The following is a 16,790-nucleotide window of genomic DNA, read 5'->3' on the forward strand; positions in this document are numbered from 1 at the left end:
CGATCTGACGAACGATTTCTCCGGGGTCGACCGAAAATGCGTCCTCAGCCGTAGGTATCGCGCGGACCACGCCCTGGAATCGACCTGGGGCCCTTTTTCCAGTTCGGGACGTCGGGCCCCTGGAAACGGATCGCGGTGATCCCCGCGTCCGGGTGGTTCACCGCGATGTGGTTCATGATCTCGATCCGCATCAGACGCAGCTGGGTCGACCAGGCCGTCGACTCGCACGCCACCGTGAGCACGCCGTCCACCACGCCGACCGGAGTGGAGTGCTTCGCCGTCTCCTCGCCGGCGATCGCGGTCCAGGACGACATCAGGTCGCCCTGGGCGAGGGGAGCGGTCCAGCCGAGCTTCACCGTGAGAGAGGAGAGCACGTCGCCGAGGTCGTGCGGATCGCGGCCCCCGCCGAACGGGGCGGCGTCGCCCTTGGGCTCGGCCCGGTCGACGGTCTTGCGCACCCGGCGGGGGGCGTCGCCGCCGAAGACCTCCTTGAGGTGCTGGTATACGCGGGCGGCCTCGGAGTCGGGCGCGGGGGAGGGCGCGCCGCGGCGGGGGGAGTCAGCCACGGTCGGGCTCCGGGGAGGGCTCGGAGACGGGCACCGGCTCGGCCGCCGAGTCCGGCTCCGGCTTCTGCTCGAGTCCGGGCTCGGGGTCCGGCTCGGCCGCGGACTCGGGTGCGGCCGTCTCGGGTGCGGCCGTCTCAGGTGCGGCCGTCTCAGGTGCGATCAGGGGCGTCTCCGGGACCACGACCGCGTCGGACTCGACGATGCGGCCCGCCTCGATCCGGACCGTGTGCGCCGCCAGCGCCGCGGGCACGTCGTCGAAGACGGCGGCCGTGATCAGCACCTGCTCGTAGTCGGCGACCACGGCCGCGAGCCGCTCGCGTCGGCGGGCGTCGAGCTCGGCGAAGACGTCGTCGAGCATCAGCACGGGGTCGCCCATGGGGGAGTCGCGCCGGAGCAGCTCGGCCGCGCCGAGCTTGAGCGCCAGAGCGAACGACCAGCTCTCGCCGTGGCTGGCGTAGCCCTTCGCCGGGAGGTCGTTGAGCTCGAACTGGACGTCGTCGCGGTGCGGCCCGACCAGCGAGATCCCGCGGTCGAGCTCGCGTCGGCGCACGGAGAGCAGGGCCGCGGAGAAGGTCGCGGCCAGCTCCGCCGGCGCCGCGGAGGCCTCGGCCGTCGCGACGGGCTCGTCGTCGTCGTCGACCGCTCCCTCGATGCTCAGGCGCGAGCGCAGCACCGGGCGCTGGTCCGCTCCGGCGACCGCCTCGTACGCGGCTCGGACCGGGCCGCTCAGCTCGTCGACCAGGGTCAGCCGCGACTGGATGATCTCGGTGCCGAGGGCGACGAGGCGCTCGTCCCAGATGTCGAGCGTCCCGAGCTTCGCAGGATCGCGGACGCCGCTCGCCCGCGCGGACTTGAGGAGCGAGTTGCGCTGGCGGAGCACCCGCTCGTAGTCCGCCTGCACCGCGCTCATCCGCGGGGAGCGGAGGACGATCAGCTGATCGAGGAAGCGGCGGCGCGCGGACGGGTCGCCGCGGATGAGGAGGAGGTCCTCCGGCGCGAAGAGGACGCTCGAGAAGAAGCGGGGCAGCTCGCGCGGCTTGATGCCGCCGCGGTTGATCTGCGCGCGGTTGGCGGAGGAGCGGTTGATCTGCACCTCGGCGAGCAGGTCGCGGTCGCCGTTGCGCAGCCGTGCGCGGATCACCGCACTGTCCCGACCCGCGCGGATCAGCGCCTGATCGGTGGACACCCGGTGCGAGCCGAGCGTGGAGAGGTAGCCGAGCGACTCGACCAGGTTCGTCTTGCCCTGGCCGTTGCGCCCGACGAAGAGGTTCGGGCCCGGCGCGAGCGCGACGTCCACGGAGGCGTAGTTGCGGAAGTCGCTCAACGCCAGCTGCGTCACCTGCACGCGCTCACCTCCTCCGTGTCCACTCTGCCCGATGCTCCTGCGCCGGGCGCGGGGTCTCGATACGCCGCTGCGCGGCTACTCGACCAGCATGGAACTCCGCCGTCCGCAGGACGCGACCCAGCATGGAACCCCGCCGTCCGCAGGACGCGACCCAGCATGGAACCCCGCCGTCCGCAGGACGCGACCCAGCAAGCCACCGCGTCGTCCGAAGGACGCGCCTCTCCCACCGAGCACAGCAGAAGCGGCCGCGCTCCCAGTGCAAGGTGCAGGCGGCCGAAGGCGCCGCCGCCGCCGTGAGAGCATCCCTGCCTCACGGTGGCGGCGGGCCGCAGGTCGCCGTCCGCGACCGGCTCTGCATGACGCCACAGCTTCGAGAAGCCGACCGCCGTGAGGACTGCCGCAGGCAGTCCGAACCGGTCGACTCAGTCGACCGCTTTGACGGAGTGCCCGCCGAACTGGTTGCGGAGCGCCGCGACCGCCTTCATGGCGGGGGAGTCCTCCTGGCGGGAGACGAACCGCGCGAAGATCGAGGCGCTGATCGTGGGGACGGGGACGGCGTTGTTGATGGCCTCCTCGATCGTCCAGCGGCCCTCGCCGGAGTCCTGGACGTAGCCCTCGATGTGCTCGAACTCCGGGTCCTGCTCGAGTGCGCGGACGAGCAGCTCGAGGAGCCAGGAGCGGACGACCGTGCCGCGCTGCCACGCCTTGAAGGTGCCGGTGACGTCCTTGATGATGTCCTTGCGGGTGTCTAGGAGCTCGTAGCCCTCGGCGAACGCCTGCATGAGCGCGTACTCGATGCCGTTGTGCACCATCTTCGCGTAGTGGCCCGCGCCGACCTCGCCGACGTAAACGAAGCCCTCCTCGCGGGGGCCCTCGGGGCGCAGCGCGTCGAAGACGGGCATCGCGTACTCGACGAGCTCCTTGGGGCCGCCGACCATCAGGCCGTAGCCGTTCTCGAGGCCCCAGACGCCGCCGGAGACGCCGGCGTCGATGTAGTGGACGCCCTTGGGCTTGAGCAGCGCGTCGTGCTTGAAGTCCTCGGTGAAGCGGGAGTTGCCGCCGTCGATGACCAGGTCGCCCTCGCTGAGCTTCTCGGACAGGTCGGTGACGACGGCGTCCGTGATGGCGCCGGCCGGGACCATGACCCAGACGATGCGCGGCGCGGGGAGGGCGGCGATCATCTCGTCGAGCGAGGCGGCGTCCGAGACGTCCGGGTTTCGGTCGTAGCCGGTGACCTCGACGCCCTTCTCCCGCAGGCGGGAGCGCATGTTGTCGCCCATCTTGCCGAGTCCGACGAGTCCGATGTGCATGGTGAACCTTCCTGGGATTCGATGTCCGGCGGGCGGGTGCTCGTCGGGAGCAGGGCGGTCGCGGCGCTGCGATCGGGGAGGAGCGGTCAGCGCAGGAGCAGGTTCGGCTGGAGCAGGTAGCGGTAGCTGTCGCTCCCGGGCTGCTCGCGCGAGGTCTGCGCCGTGATCAGGACCGGTCCGGGCTTGTTGGGGTTCTCGGTCTTCGTGAACGCGATGCGCACGAACTCCGAGTGCACGGCGGCGAGGCCGTCGAGCAGGAACTGCGGCTTCAGCGACACGACGACGTCGACGCCGGTGACGATGGCGTCGATGCTCTCGGACGCCTGAGCCTGCTCGGAGCCGATGGCCTCGAGGGTGAGCCCGTCGCTGCTGAAGCTGAAGCGCAGGGCGGCCTCGCGCTCGAGGACGAGCGAGACGCGGCGGGTGGCCTCGATGAGGTCGCTCGTCGCCATCACCGCGTAGTTCTCGACGGAGGCGGGGAAGAGGCGCTTCACGGGCGGGAAATTGCCCTTGATCAGCAGCGACGTGACGGTCTTGCGATCGGCGGTGAAGGCGATCAGCTCGCGCTCGTCGCGCTGGGTGATCGCGACGGAGACGGTGCCGGAGTGGCTGAAGGTCTTGCCGACCTCCTGCAGGGTGCGCGCGGGGACCAGCGCGGTCAGCGGCTGGCTGGGGGCGGCGTTGTCGCCGTTGTCCCAGTCGATCTCGCGGACGGCGACGCGGTAGCGGTCGGTGGCGACGAGGCCGATGGTGTTCTCGGTGATCTCGAGCTGCACGCCGGTGATCACGGGGGTGACGTCGTCGCGGGAGGCGGCGACGGCGACCTGCGAGATCGCGGCGGAGAAGGCGTCGGCGGGGACGAGGCCGGTGGAGGCGTCGATCTCGGGGATGCTCGGGTACTCCTCCACGGGCATCTGCAGGAGCGTGAAGTGCGCGGAGCCGGCCGAGACCGAGACGCGCGACTCCTCCGTCGCGACGCGCACCGGGGCGTTGGGGAGCCGGTTGGCGATGTCGGCGAGCAGCCGGCCGGAGACGAGGACCGTGCCGGTCTCCTCGACGTCGGCCGCGATCTGCGTCTGCGCGGAGACCTCGTAGTCGAACGAGGAGAGCGTGAGGCCCTCGGCGGTCGCCTCGATGAGGATGCCCGAGAGGATCGGCAGGGTCGTGCGCTGCGGCAGCAGCTTGACCGCGAACGACACCGCCTCGCTGAAGACATCGCGGTTGGCTTGGAACCTCACGAGAACACCCCTGACGAGTCGTGGACGAAGACCGACGCCCATCGTACTCGTCAGCTTCGACGTGCCCGGAAGCACGACCCCCTCCCGGCTCAGCCGAGCCCTGTGGAGAGGTTGCCGGTCCGCCCCTGATTAAAGAGAGAACTGCGTTAACAGTGTTAACACGTGTGGAAACTGTGGAAAACGTCCGGGACCCCTACTCACGACTGCGATGCGGAGGGGGTCGAGCTGTGGACGGAGTGTGAGCGCGGTCGTGGACGGCCTGTGGAGGGATTCGACCGGGTCGTCCGGAGTGCACAGGCGGGTCCTCGGAGCGCACAGATCGAGGGCGGTTGTCCACAGTTATCCACAGGTTGCTCACACGTGTGGAAATCGACCGGAATCGTTCGATGTGGCGAACGACGGCGGGCGTGGCGGGGTGGCGAGGGGGCGTAGTGGGAGACGGCGTCACCGGGAGGGGTGGGTCTCGATACGCCGCTGCGCGGCTACTCGACCAGCATGCAGGGGCCGCTGCGCGGCTACTCGGCCGGCAAGTGGGGGCCGCTGTGCGGCTGCTCGGCCGGCATGGAAGGGCCGCTGCGCGGCTGCTCGGCCGGCATGGAAGGGCCGCTGCGCGGCTGCTCGGCCGGCATGGAAGGGCCGCTGTGCGGCTGCTCGGCCGGCATGCGGCCGCGGCTGCTCGACCAGAGAGAGAGGGAGCAGCCGGCGGCCGGGGGTCAGCGGTTGGTCTTGATGCGGGTGGTCAGCTCGGTGACCTGGTTGTAGATGCTGCGGCGCTCCTTCATGAGCTCCGAGATCTTCTTGTTGGCGTACATGACCGTGGTGTGGTCGCGGTTGCCGAACAGCTGGCCGATCTTGGGCAGCGAGAGGTTGGTCAGCTCGCGGCAGAGGTACATCGCGATCTGACGGGCGGTGGCCACGGCCTGCGAGCGCGACGAGCCGTAGAGGTCGTCGACCGTGAGCTTGAAGTAGTCCGCGGTGTGATTGATGATGTCGACCGGCGAGATGACGTTGTCCTCGTCGAGCGTGATCAGGTCCTTCAGGACCGTCTGCACCAGCGCCATGTCCACCGGGGTGCGGTTGAGGCTCGCGAACGCGGTGACGCGGATCAGCGTCCCCTCCAGCTCGCGGATGTTGCTGGACACCTTCGACGCCATGAACTCGAGGATGTCGTCCGGGACGAGCAGCTTCTCGCTGACGGCCTTCTTGCGGAGGATCGCGATGCGGGTCTCGAGGTCGGGCGCCTGCACGTCGGTGATCAGGCCCCACTCGAACCGCGAGCGCATGCGGTCCTCGAAGCCGGTCAGCGCCTTCGGCGGCAGGTCGGACGTGATCACGACCTGCTTGTTGTGGTCGTGCAGCTGGTTGAAGGTGTGGAAGAACGCCTCCTGCGTCTCCGCCTTCCCCTGCAGGAACTGGATGTCGTCGATGAGGAGGATGTCGACGTTGCGGTACCGGCCGTGGAACGCGTTGCCGCGGTTGTTCGCGATCGAGTTGATGAAGTCGTTGGTGAACTCCTCGCTCGACACGTACCGCACGCGGATGCCCGGGTAGAGGCTCATCGCGTAGTGGCCGATGGCGTGCAGGAGGTGGGTCTTGCCGAGGCCCGAGTCGCCGTAGACGAAGAGCGGGTTGTACGCCTTCGCCGGCGCCTCGGCCACGGCGACCGCGGCGGCGTGCGCGAAGCGGTTGGAGCCGCCGATGACGAAGTTGTCGAAGCTGTACTTCGGGTTCAGCCGGGTGTCGGTCGCCGGCACGGTGCGCAGCTCCTCGACGACGCGCACCGGCGGGGCGACCGTGGCGGAGGAGCCGGTCACCGGCTCGAAGGGGTTCAGCGAGTCGGACGACGGGGAGCTCATCGGCTCGTGCTCGATGTCGGGGTTCACCACGAAGGCGAAGGTCGAGACGCCGAAGGAGTCGTCGAGGGCGCCGATCGCGCTGAGCAGCGGCACGCGGACCCGGTGCTCGAGCATTCCGCGGGTGAACTCGTTCGGGACCTCGAGGTAGAAGGTGCCCGCCATGATGCCCTTGGGCTCCACCAGCGAGACGAAGCCGTACATCGGCGCGGTGATGCGCTCGTCCCGCGACAGCTCGCCGCGGATCACGTTCCACGCGTCGATCATCGACGTGTCGTCAGGCATCTGTCTCCGGTCCTCGGTCGCTCTCGAAATCCTGGCCGCCGCCTCGGGCTGTCGTCCGTCACGGCGGGCCCTCGGTTCCAGCGGAGATCCGGGGCCCGATCCCTGCACAGGCGCTTCCACAGGCCTCGCCCGATCCCCGCGATCACGCGGGAGGGGACGGTTCACGCCTGTGGATAACTGCGGCTCAACACCGTAGCCAACGGAGCCGACGGGAGACAAATCCACCACAGCGACACCCGCGTGTCAATGCGCGGAACACCGCGTCCCGTGTGCAGAATCGAGGTTTCGCCCGGCGCACATTTGACCGGTGGCGGCGGAGGACGTAGTTTAAGTCAGTTGACGCCTGCCCGGCGTCGGGAGCACGGTCCTCGCGGATCGGGCCGATCGGCACCCGGGCACCCCCTCTTCCCGGACGAACCGGAGCCCCCGCCACCGGCGTGGAGCCCCGCTCGCACCGCGGAACCCGTACGTGGAGATCTGACTATGAGCAAGCGAACCTTCCAGCCGAACAACCGTCGTCGCGCCAAGGTGCACGGCTTCCGTCTGCGCATGCGCACGCGCGCCGGTCGCGGCATCCTGAGCGCTCGCCGCGCCAAGGGCCGCACCGAGCTCTCGGCGTAGCGCCTAGCGATTCCGTCCAGCGGTGCTGGCCAGAGCCCATCGCATCGTCCTCGGTGGCGAGTACCGGGCAGTCGTCCGTCGCGGTGTGCGGTCCACGGGACCGCACACCGTCACGTATGTCCGGAGGTCCTCCGGCGACGCACCGGTGCGGTTCGGCTTCATCGTGGCCAAGACGGTCGGGACGGCCGTGAAGCGGAACACCGTGCGGCGCCGGCTCAAGGCCGTCGCCTTCGAGCTCGTGCCGATGCTGGAGTCCGGGACCGACGTGGTCGTCCGGGCACTGCCCGGCAGCGCCGACGCTCCGTGGTCCGCGCTGCGGCAGGACGTGGTCGCCGCCGTCACCCGTGCGCGCGCCGTCCGCACAGGCGAGGCGCTCCGGTGACGGCCGCCCCGTCCACGGCCGCACCGGTCGTCACCGCTCCCGGATCGTCGCCCGCGGCCTCCTGGACCGCCCGCCTGGGCTGGTTCCTCCTCCTGCTGCCGCGCAACATCGGCATCCTGCTGCTCGTCGTGTACCGGGCGGTGATCTCGCCGCTGTACGGCGACGTCTGCCGCTACTACCCGTCGTGCTCCTCCTACGCACTCCAGGCGGTCCAGCTCCACGGGCTCGTCCTCGGGTCCGTCCTCGGCGCCCGCCGACTCCTCCGCTGCCACCCGTGGGCGGCCGGCGGGGTCGACGACGTGCCGACCTCGATCCCCCTGCACCGACCGGCTCCCGGCCGGACCCGCTTCGCCGTGACGCGTCTCGGGTTCGTCGCGGGCCCTCGAAAGGACTGACCCCCTCCCATGGACCTCCTCGGCACGATTCTCTGGCCCCTCAAGTGGGTGGTCGAGCTGCTCCTCGTCGCCTTCCACCAGCTGCTGACCTTCACCGGCCTCGATGCGGCGGCCGGCATCACCTGGGTGCTGTCGATCGTGGGGCTGGTCCTCGTCATCCGCGCCGCGCTCATCCCGATCTTCGTCAAGCAGATCAAGAGCCAGCGCCGCATGATGGAGGTGGCGCCGCAGCTCAAGAAGATCCAGGACAAGTACAAGGGCAAGCGCGACCAGCTGTCCCGCGAGGCGATGTCCCGCGAGACGATGGAGCTCTACAAGAAGACGGGCACCAACCCGCTCGCCTCGTGCCTCCCGCTGCTGATCCAGATGCCGATCTTCTTCAGCCTGTTCTCTGTGCTGAACTCGGCGCAGCACAGCCAGCGCGGCGTCGGTCCGCTGGACGACGTCCTCGCCCGCCAGTTCGGTGAGGCCAACCTCTTCGGCATCGCCCCGCTGCACCAGTCGATCCAGGGTGCGCTCGCGGAGGGCGGCCAGGAGCTCGTCGTCGTCATCGCCGTCGTCATGGTGGTCCTGATGACCGCCTCGCAGTTCATCACCCAGCTGCAGATCGTCTCGAAGAACATGTCGCCCGAGGCCAAGGCCTCGCCGACGTTCAAGCAGCAGCGGATCCTGCTCTACATCCTCCCGCTCGTCTTCGCCTTCTCGGGCTTCGCCTTCCCCCTCGGCGTCATGTTCTACTGGCTGACCTCGAACATCTGGACGATGGTCCAGCAGTTCATCGTCATCCGGAACATGCCGACCCCCGGCAGCGAGGCCGCGAAGGCCCGCGAGGAGCGCCTGCGCCGCAAGGGCAAGCTCGTCGAGGAGACGACCGACGCCGGCACCGTCACGCTCGTCGAGAAGAAGGTCGTGCAGCGCGCGCAGCCCGTCAGCAAGAACCGCTCCAAGAAGCAAGCCGGAAAGAAGTAGGCCCCCAGAATGACCGATTCGACGCAGATGTTCACCGGTGCTCCGGCGGCCCCGGACGCGCAGGCTCCGGCCGACGAGGAGCTCGCTCCGCGGGCGTCCTCCGCCGACGGCGGTGCCGTGCCGACGCTGTCGCAGCTCGAGGAGGAGGGCGACGTCGCCGCGGACTACATCGAGGAGTTCCTCGACATCTGCGACCTCGACGGCGACATCGACATCGAGGTCCGCAACGGCCGCGCCTACCTGTCGGTCACGGCCTCCGGCGACACCAACCTGCGCGTGCTCTCCCGCCCGGACGCGGTCCAGGCGCTGCAGGAGCTCACGCGCCTCGCGGTGCAGACGAGGACGGGCGGCTTCTCGCGGCTCATCCTCGACATCGGCGGTTCCCGGGACGCCCGCGAGGCCGAGCTGGCCCAGCTGGTCGACCGGGCGATCGAGCGCATCGAGGAGGGCGCGACGTCGGCGTCGCTGCCCCCGATGTCGTCCTACGAGCGCAAGCTCGTCCACGACATGGTCGGCGAGCGCGGTTTCGTGTCGGAGTCGCGCGGCGAGGCCCGCGAGCGCCACACCGTCATCACCCGCGGCTGAGCGCCGTGGAGCCGACCCTCGAGCCGGAGCCCGCTGCTGCCGCCGCGATCGCCGGTGAGCGACTGCCCGTCCTGCGGCGCTTCACGGAGGCGCTCGCCCGCGAGGGGGAGGAGCGGGGCCTCATCGGTCCGCTGGAGCTCCCGCGCCTGTGGACGCGGCACGTGCTCAACAGCGCCCTGGTGGCCCCTCTCCTGCGTCCGGGGCTCGTGGGTGATGTCGGCAGTGGTGCCGGCCTCCCCGGCGTCGTGCTGGGCATCGTACGGCCGGACGTCCGCTTCGTGCTGATCGAGCCGATGGAGCGCCGGGTGCTGTGGCTGCAGGAGCAGGTCGACGCGCTCGAACTCGAGAATGTCTCGGTTCTGCGGGCCCGCGCCGAGGAGGTCCGGCTGGCGGAGCCGCTGGATCAGGTCACGGCGCGCGCGGTCAGTGCTCTCTCGAAGCTGATTCCGTTGACGGCACCGCTGCTGCGACCGGGCGGCGAGCTCGTCCTGCTGAAGGGCATCAACGCCGAGAAGGAGATCGAGGCCGCGGCCAAGCAGATCCGTCGCTTCAAGCTCTCCCCGCCCGAGGTCGTCGTGCTCGGCGACGGCGTGCTCTCCGAGGTGACGAGGGTCGTCCGAGCTAAAGTGGGATGATCGCCACGACGTCGCACGCGATCCCCTGAATCCTCGACTGTCGGTTCCTCGGTGCTGCCCCACTTCCACCCGCTGAGCGAAGGTTTCACGTGAAACGATCCGACCCCGCCGGACTGACCGGAGGTTTCGACGCCTCGACCCCGCTCGCCCGCGAGATCGCGGACATGACGCGCCGGCGCGCGCTGCTCAACGCGCAGCCGCTGCCGAAGCCGGAGACGACCCGCGTCATCACGATCTCCAACCAGAAGGGCGGCGTCGGCAAGACCACGACCACCGTCAATCTGGCCGCGGGGCTCGCTCGGGGCGACGCGAAGGTCCTGGTCATCGACCTGGACCCGCAGGGCAATGCCTCGACGGCGCTCGGGATCGAGCACCGGGCCGAGACGGCGAGCGTCTACGACGTGATCGTGAACGACACGCCCCTCGCGGACGTCGTGCAGAAGAGCCCGGAGTTCGCCTCGCTCTACGGGGTTCCGGCGACGATCCATCTTGCCGGCGCCGAGATCGAGCTGGTCTCCCTCGTCGCGCGCGAGCAGCGGCTCCGCCGCGCGCTGGACCGGATGCTCAAGGGGATGGACGAGCCGTTCGACTACGTCTTCATCGACTGCCCGCCGTCGCTCGGGCTGCTGACGATCAACGCGTTCGTCGCGGCGCGCGAGGTGCTGATCCCGATCCAGTGCGAGTACTACGCGCTCGAGGGTCTCAGTCAGCTGCTGAAGAACATCGACCTGATCGAGCGGCACCTCAACCCGAACCTGGCGGTTTCGACGATCCTGCTGACGATGTTCGACGGGCGGACGAACCTGTCCAACCAGGTCGCGGCGGATGTGCGCGAGCACTTCCCGAAGGAGGTGCTGCGCGCCGTGATCCCGCGCAACGTGCGGATCTCGGAGGCGCCGTCCTACGGGCAGAGCGTGATCAGCTACGACCCGCAGTCGTCCGGTTCCCTCGCGTATCTCGAGGCGGCGGCGGAGATCGCGCGCCGAGGCGTACCCAAGACCCCGGCGGCGACGCCCGATGGAGAGGACCGCTGATGGCGACCAAGCGCACAGGACTCGGCCGGGGCATCGGCGCCCTGATCCCGGTCAGCGACGACACCCGCTCGCGGCCCGTCGACGTCTTCTTCCCGGATCAGGTGGGTGCAGCGAACGCCGAGGACGAGCTGCTGCAGGTACCCGGCGCACGGCTGGCGCAGCTGTCGCTGTCGGAGATCGTGCCGAACGCGGCGCAGCCCCGGTCGGTCTTCGACCAGGACGAGCTGGCCGAGCTGGTGCACAGCATCCGCGAGTTCGGGGTGCTGCAGCCGATCGTGGTGCGGCCTGTCACCGGGCGCAAGGGCGCGAAGTACGAGCTGGTGATGGGGGAGCGGCGCTTCCGCGCCTCCAAGGCCGCCGGCCTGAAGACCATCCCCGCGGTGGTCAAGGACACGGCGGACGAGAACATGCTCCGGGACGCGCTCCTGGAGAACCTGCACCGCGCCGAGCTGAACCCGCTCGAAGAGGCCTCTGCGTACCAGCAGCTGCTGAGCGACTTCGGCATCACGCAGGAGGCGCTGGCGACGCGCCTCGGCCGATCGCGCCCGCAGATCTCGAACACGCTGCGACTGTTGCGGCTCCCCGCCGATGTGCAGGCTCGGGTGGCTGCCGGCGTGCTCAGCGCGGGGCACGCGCGTGCGGTGCTGTCCGTGGAGACGCCGGAGCTCATGCGCCGGCTCGCGGACAAGATCGTCAACGAGGACCTGTCGGTGCGGGCCGCTGAGGCTGCTGCTGCGCAGATGAAGGCTCCGAAGACCACCTCGCGCGAGCCGGAGGAGGAGCAGGGCGGTCATGCCGGGCACCTCAGCACGGTGGCGGACCACCTCGGCGACCGGTTGAATACGCGGGTGAAGGTGACGCTGGGAGCCCGCAAGGGGCAGGTGGTCATCGACTTCGCGACCATCCATGATCTGAACCGCATTCTGGCCGAGATCGGTGAGCCGACCGAGGTGTCGCTGGCGCCGTGAGGTGCGCGGCCGTTTCACGTGAAACGGTGTGCGTACGGGGCCGGGTCTTGAGACGCCGTTGACGCGGCTACTCGTCCAGCATGGTGAAGTGGCCAGCTCTTGAGCTGCCTTCGCCTCTTGCGGGTGGAGTGGGTGCAGAGCGCCATATCGAGACCGGCGCGTGCAGTTCTGGAGCGAACCGGGCTGTTGGCGGGTAGGTCTCGATACGCCGCCGGTGGCGGCTACTCGACCAGCATGCTTTGCGGGAGCAAGGCATGAGGGGTGCCTGGCTTCCCTTTGTCCTCCGCATTCGGGACCATGTTGGTCGAGTAGGCGCGCAGCGCCGTATCGAGACCGAGCCCGCCGATGCTGGCGATCGTTGTACTCATGAATGGGGTCTCGATACGCCGCCGTGGGCGGCTACTCGACCAGCATGTTCTGCCGGGACGAGGCCTGTGGAAGAGCCTGGCCCCGTGCGGTACTTCGCAGGCGGCAGCATGTTGGTCGAGTAGGCGCGCAGCGCCGTATCGACACCGGGCCCCCTGCTCCTGGCGGTAGCTGGGGGGAGGCGGGTGGGTCTCGATACGCCGCCGGAGGCGGCTATTCGACCAGCATGGAGCGTTTCACGTGAAACGGAGGTGGGGCTGACGCTCCGCACGACCGGAGCGGCGGGCCCGGATGTTTCACGTGAAACGGGGGGGCTAATGGGTGAGAGCCAGGCGGGCGAGGGTGGAGTAGACGTCGCCGAGGTAGCGGCCGGAGGCCTCGATGGCTTGGGGGACGAGGGAGGTCTCGGTCATGCCGGGGAGGACGTTGGCGTCGAAGAACCAGGGGAGGCCGTCGGGGTCGACGATGAAGTCGATGCGGGAGAGGTGGCGCAGGCCGAGCAGCTCGTGGACGGCGACCGCGACGCGGGAGGCGTCGTCGAGAGCCTCGTCCGGGAGGCGGGCCGGGGTGTAGAAGCGGGTCTCGCCCGCGTTGTAGCGGGCCTCGAAGGTGTAGCGACCCGCAACCGGGGCGATCTCGACCGGGGGGAGAGCGAAGGGGCCGTCACCGAGGTCGAGGACACCGACGGAGACCTCGGTCCCGATGATCTGCTGCTCGATGAGCGCGACCTCGCCGTAGGTGTAGGCGTCGACCATCGCACGCGGAAGCTCGTCGGTCTCCGTCACGATGCTCACGCCCTGGGCGGAGCCGCCCTGCGCCGGCTTGACGACGAGCGGGCCGGGAAGGTGCGCGCGGACCTGATCGAGGATGCCTGCGGCGCCGAGCTCGCGGAACGTCTCGCGGGGGAGGGTGATCGAGCGAGGAGTGGCGATGCCGGCCCGCGCGACGAGCGTCTTCGCGGTCGGCTTGAACCACGCGAGGCGGGCGGCGTCCGTGCGCGAGCCCACGTAGGGGAAGCCGGCCGCCTCGAGCAGGCCGAGCAGAGCACCGTCCTCGCCGCTCGCGCCGTGGACGGCGGGCCAGATCACGTCGGGACGCTGGTCGAGCAGCGCCGCCAGGAGACCGGAATCCGGTTCGCGGTGGGCGACACGGTGCCCCATGGCCGAGAGGCGGTCGGCGACGCGACGGCCGGAGCGCAGGGAGACGTCGCGCTCGTGGCTGATGCCGCCGCTGATCACGACGATGTCGAGGGTGCGGTCGAGGGTGGAGAAATCGGTCATGACCGGGCCTTCTGTCGTTCGTGGATCACGGAGTCAGGAGATCTGGGGCGGGAGGACGGCGTCGCGCTGATCGACGCCGGCGCCTCTCCGCACTCGGGCGTCGGCGAAGGTGGACAGCAGGTCGAGTTCGCCGTTGATGACCGTCGCGAGGCGGCGGATGCCGTCGCCGATGCGCTCGGGAGTCGGGTAGCAGAAGGACAGCCGGATGTTCTGCCGCCCGTCGCCGTTGCCGAAGAAGGCCGTGCCGGGCGTGTAGGCGATCAGCTCCTTGACCGCGCGCGGCAGCATCGCCTTCGAGTCGAGCTCCTCGGGGAGGGTGACCCAGACGTAGAAGCCGCCGTTCGGATTCGTCCAGCTGAGACCGGGGAGGTGCGTCTCGAGCCCGCGGATCATCGCCTCCTTGCGCTCGCGGTAGACACCGCGGAAGGTGTCGATCTGCGCGCGCCAGTCCGCCGTCGCCAGATACTGCGAGATCACGAGCTGACTGAAGGACGACGGGCTGAGCACCGCCGCCTCGTTCGCGAGGATCAGCCGCTCGCGGATGGCGTGCGGCGCCAGCGCCCAGCCGATGCGGAAGCCGGGCGCCAGAGTCTTCGAGAAGGTGCCGAGGTAGATCACGCCGTCCTCCTCGAGGGAGCGCATCGCCTTCGGCGGCACGTCCTCGAAGTAGAGCAGACCGTAGGGGTTGTCCTCGAGCACGAGGATGCCCTCGCTCTTGCAGATCTCGAGGATCTCGACCCGCCGGTCCCAGCTCAGCGTGACTCCCGCCGGGTTGTGGAAGGTGGGGATCGTGTAGAGGAACTTGATCCGCTTGCCGGCGGCGCGCACGTGGGCGATGTGCTCGCGCAGCGCCTCGGGGATCAGTCCGTGCTCGTCCATCGCCACGTGCTCGATCTCGGCCTGGTACGAGCGGAAGATCACCATGGCGGTGACGTAGCTCGGGCCCTCGGAGAGGACGACGTCGCCCGGGTCGAGGAACAGCTTCGAGACGAGCTCGAGGGCGTGCTGCGAGCCGGTGGTCACCACGACGTCGTCCGCGCTGGCCGAGATGCCCTCGAGCGCCATCACCTCGAGGATCTGCTCGCGCAGCACCGGGACGCCCTGACCGGAGCCGTACTGCAGCGCGACGGGTCCCTGCTCGCGCATCACGGTCGCCATCGCGTCGGTGACGAGGTCCTGGGGGAGGGCGGAGACGAACGGCATGCCGCCGGCGAGCGAGACCACCTCGGGGCGGGAGGCGACAGCGAACAGTGCTCGGACCTCGCTGGCCGCGAGGCCGGCCGTGCGCTCCGCGTAGGAGTCGTACCAGGGATCGAGGTTGGTGCCGGCGTTGATCACGGTGATGTCGCTCCGCTCGATGGACAGGGTCTCCGACCGTCAGCCGGATCGATCCAGACTACTCGGCGGGGTTCAGGAGGACAGGGGGAGGGGGACGCCACTGTGCGGGCCGTGGCCTGCCTTCTGCGGCCGTTTCACGTGAAACATGAGGAGCGGCCAGTAACGACGAAGCCCCCGCGTCACAGGGGCGCAGGGGCTTCGTCAGACGGTCGAACCGTCGGGAGTCGAACTCAGAGGAACGCGGCCAGGTCGGCCTCGAGGGCGGGCTTCGGCTTGGCGCCGATGACGGTCTTGACGACCTCGCCCTTCTGGTAGACCTTCATCGCCGGGATCGAGGTGATCTGGTACTTCGCGGCGATCTGCGGGTTCTCGTCGACGTTCAGCTTGACGATCTCGATCTTGTCGCCGTGCTCGGCCGAGATCTGGTCGAGGATCGGGGCGACCATGCGGCAGGGGCCGCACCACTCGGCCCAGAAGTCGACCAGGACGGTCTTCTCGGAGTCGAGGACATCGGCCTGGAACGATGCGTCGGTGACGCTCTTCGCGGTGGACATGACGATTTTCTCCTTCGTGAGCCGGCGGCGCCGACTCGAGTGCGGGTGGTGGGAGGGCTAGAGGGTGAGGAGCTCGGCGGCCGGAGTGCCCTCGGTGCTGGCGATGCCATCGGTGAGGGCGGCGAGGTAGTGCTCGGCGTCGAGGGCGGCGACGGTGCCCGAAGCGGCGGCGGTGACGGCCTGACGGTAGGTCGGGTCGATCACGTCGCCGGCGGCGAAGACGCCCGCCACGGAGGTCTGCGACGAGCGGCCGGTGACGGCGATGGTGCCGTCGGTCGTCAGGTCGAGCTTGCCGTGGACGATGTGGGTGCGCGGGTCGTTGCCGATCGCGATGAAGAGGCCGTCGAGCTCGAGCTTCGACTCGGTGCCGTCGACCGTGTTGCGCAGCTTGACGCCGTTGACGTGGTTCTCACCGGTGATGCCGGTGACCTCGGTGTTCCAGACGAACTCGATCTTCTCGTTGTCGCGGGCGCGCTTCTGCATGACCTTGGAGGCGCGGAGCGAGTCCTTGCGGTGGATGACGTAGACCTTCTCGGCGAACTTGGTGAGGAAGGTCGCCTCCTCCATCGCGGAGTCGCCGCCGCCGACGACAGCGATGGTCTTGCCCTTGAAGAAGAAGCCGTCGCAGGTGGCGCACCATGAGACACCGTGTCCCGAGAGGCGGTCCTCGTCGTGCAGGCCGAGCTTGCGGTACGCGGAGCCGGTCGCGACGACGACGGTCTTCGCCTCGATGCTCTCGCCGGAGCCGAGGTGGATCGTCTTGGTCTCTCCCTCGAGGTCGAGGGAGACGACGTCGTCGTAGAAGGTGTCCGCGCCGAACTTCTCGGCCTGCTTCTGCATGGCCGTCATCAGCTCCGGGCCGAGGACGCCGTCCGGGAAGCCGGGGAAGTTCTCGACGTCGGTGGTGTTCATCAGGTCGCCGCCGATCTCGACGGACGAGGCGACGACCACCGGGTGCAGATCGGCGCGCGCCGCGTAGATGGCGGCCGTCCAGCCTGCGGGGCCGGATCCGATGATGACGATGTCGCGCACGGCAACTCCTCGAGGTCTGTGCTGAGCGGGGCTG

General features: G+C 69.4%; 19 protein-coding genes. 9 read left to right on the plus strand and 10 right to left on the minus strand.

The features are described 5' to 3' along the window. Positions 1-44: 44 nt before the first annotated feature. From MT355_RS21590 to dnaN, 4 genes are all read right to left on the minus strand, one after another. Positions 45-566, minus strand: a complete 522-nt coding sequence (locus MT355_RS21590; protein ID WP_123447257.1) for a DUF721 domain-containing protein — start codon at positions 564-566, stop codon at positions 45-47. After that, positions 559-1,911, minus strand: a complete 1,353-nt coding sequence (gene recF / locus MT355_RS10055; RefSeq protein ID WP_243599412.1) for a DNA replication/repair protein RecF — start codon at positions 1,909-1,911, stop codon at positions 559-561. The genes MT355_RS21590 and recF overlap by 8 nt, the downstream gene beginning before the upstream one ends. Positions 1,912-2,333: 422 nt before the next feature. Next, entirely contained in the window at positions 2,334-3,221 is an 888-nt protein-coding gene (gene gnd, locus MT355_RS10060; protein ID WP_243599413.1) for a phosphogluconate dehydrogenase (NAD(+)-dependent, decarboxylating), read from the minus strand. A gap of 86 nt (positions 3,222-3,307) precedes the next feature. Continuing rightward, entirely contained in the window at positions 3,308-4,459 is a 1,152-nt protein-coding gene (gene dnaN / locus MT355_RS10065) for a DNA polymerase III subunit beta (protein ID WP_123447260.1), read from the minus strand. A 456-nt stretch (positions 4,460-4,915) separates the two neighbouring features. On the opposite strand from dnaN, the gene MT355_RS10070 reads away from it, so the two are divergent. Next, positions 4,916-5,221, plus strand: coding sequence for a hypothetical protein (locus tag MT355_RS10070; protein WP_243599414.1), 306 nt, complete (start codon positions 4,916-4,918; stop codon positions 5,219-5,221). Here MT355_RS10070 and dnaA read toward each other — a convergent pair. Then, positions 5,173-6,597 (minus strand): chromosomal replication initiator protein DnaA, encoded by a 1,425-nt coding sequence (gene dnaA / locus MT355_RS10075; RefSeq protein ID WP_123447261.1) that lies wholly within the window; start codon positions 6,595-6,597, stop codon positions 5,173-5,175. The two genes, MT355_RS10070 and dnaA, sit on opposite strands and share 49 nt — an antisense overlap. A 483-nt stretch (positions 6,598-7,080) precedes the next feature. Here dnaA and rpmH point away from each other — a divergent pair, with 483 nt between their 5' ends. The 8 genes from rpmH to MT355_RS10115 all read left to right on the plus strand — a co-directional run bounded on the left by rpmH (position 7,081) and on the right by MT355_RS10115 (position 12,186). Further along, a complete protein-coding gene (gene rpmH / locus MT355_RS10080; RefSeq protein WP_055784512.1) occupies positions 7,081-7,218 on the plus strand; it encodes a 50S ribosomal protein L34 in 138 nt (45 codons plus the stop codon). A gap of 22 nt (positions 7,219-7,240) precedes the next feature. Further along, positions 7,241-7,600: a ribonuclease P protein component gene (rnpA, locus tag MT355_RS10085; RefSeq protein ID WP_308197345.1), complete on the plus strand. Its 360-nt coding sequence runs from the start codon at positions 7,241-7,243 to the stop codon at positions 7,598-7,600. Positions 7,601-7,674: 74 nt separating this feature from the next. Continuing rightward, positions 7,675-7,995 carry a membrane protein insertion efficiency factor YidD gene (gene yidD, locus MT355_RS10090; RefSeq protein ID WP_132437452.1) on the plus strand — a complete coding sequence of 107 codons (321 nt, stop codon included), beginning with the start codon at positions 7,675-7,677 and terminating at the stop codon, positions 7,993-7,995. Positions 7,996-8,004: 9 nt separating this feature from the next. Next, positions 8,005-8,964: a membrane protein insertase YidC gene (gene yidC / locus MT355_RS10095; protein ID WP_123447263.1), complete on the plus strand. Its 960-nt coding sequence runs from the start codon at positions 8,005-8,007 to the stop codon at positions 8,962-8,964. A gap of 9 nt (positions 8,965-8,973) precedes the next feature. Further along, positions 8,974-9,549 carry a R3H domain-containing nucleic acid-binding protein gene (locus tag MT355_RS10100; protein ID WP_243599416.1) on the plus strand — a complete coding sequence of 192 codons (576 nt, stop codon included), beginning with the start codon at positions 8,974-8,976 and terminating at the stop codon, positions 9,547-9,549. A 5-nt stretch (positions 9,550-9,554) separates the two neighbouring features. Further along, the gene (gene rsmG / locus MT355_RS10105; protein ID WP_243599417.1) at positions 9,555-10,184 is read left to right on the plus strand and encodes a 16S rRNA (guanine(527)-N(7))-methyltransferase RsmG; all 630 of its coding nucleotides are present in this window, start codon (positions 9,555-9,557) and stop codon (positions 10,182-10,184) included. A 164-nt stretch (positions 10,185-10,348) separates the two neighbouring features. After that, positions 10,349-11,218, plus strand: coding sequence for a ParA family protein (locus MT355_RS10110; protein WP_123706250.1), 870 nt, complete (start codon positions 10,349-10,351; stop codon positions 11,216-11,218). After that, positions 11,218-12,186, plus strand: a complete 969-nt coding sequence (locus MT355_RS10115) for a ParB/RepB/Spo0J family partition protein (RefSeq protein WP_243599418.1) — start codon at positions 11,218-11,220, stop codon at positions 12,184-12,186. Before MT355_RS10110 ends, MT355_RS10115 begins: the two co-directional genes overlap by 1 nt. A 221-nt stretch (positions 12,187-12,407) precedes the next feature. On the opposite strand, the gene MT355_RS10120 is transcribed toward MT355_RS10115, so the two are convergent. The 5 genes from MT355_RS10120 to trxB form a co-directional block, all read right to left on the minus strand. Further along, positions 12,408-12,554, minus strand: coding sequence for a hypothetical protein (locus MT355_RS10120; RefSeq protein WP_243599419.1), 147 nt, complete (start codon positions 12,552-12,554; stop codon positions 12,408-12,410). 312 nt (positions 12,555-12,866) lie between these two features. Further along, a complete protein-coding gene (locus tag MT355_RS10125; RefSeq protein WP_243599420.1) occupies positions 12,867-13,832 on the minus strand; it encodes a D-alanine--D-alanine ligase in 966 nt (321 codons plus the stop codon). A 33-nt stretch (positions 13,833-13,865) separates the two neighbouring features. Then, on the minus strand, positions 13,866-15,170 hold the full coding sequence (locus MT355_RS10130; protein ID WP_374204653.1) for a PLP-dependent aminotransferase family protein: 1,305 nt from the start codon (positions 15,168-15,170) through the stop codon (positions 13,866-13,868). 230 nt (positions 15,171-15,400) lie between these two features. Beyond that, a complete protein-coding gene (trxA, locus tag MT355_RS10135) occupies positions 15,401-15,724 on the minus strand; it encodes a thioredoxin (RefSeq protein WP_123447267.1) in 324 nt (107 codons plus the stop codon). Between the two features lie 57 nt (positions 15,725-15,781). Beyond that, positions 15,782-16,756: a thioredoxin-disulfide reductase gene (gene trxB, locus MT355_RS10140; RefSeq protein WP_123736143.1), complete on the minus strand. Its 975-nt coding sequence runs from the start codon at positions 16,754-16,756 to the stop codon at positions 15,782-15,784. Positions 16,757-16,790 lie beyond the last annotated feature (34 nt).

This window comes from Rathayibacter sp. VKM Ac-2929 (genome assembly GCF_022815495.1).
Taxonomy (GTDB): Bacteria; Actinomycetota; Actinomycetes; order Actinomycetales; family Microbacteriaceae; genus Rathayibacter; species Rathayibacter festucae.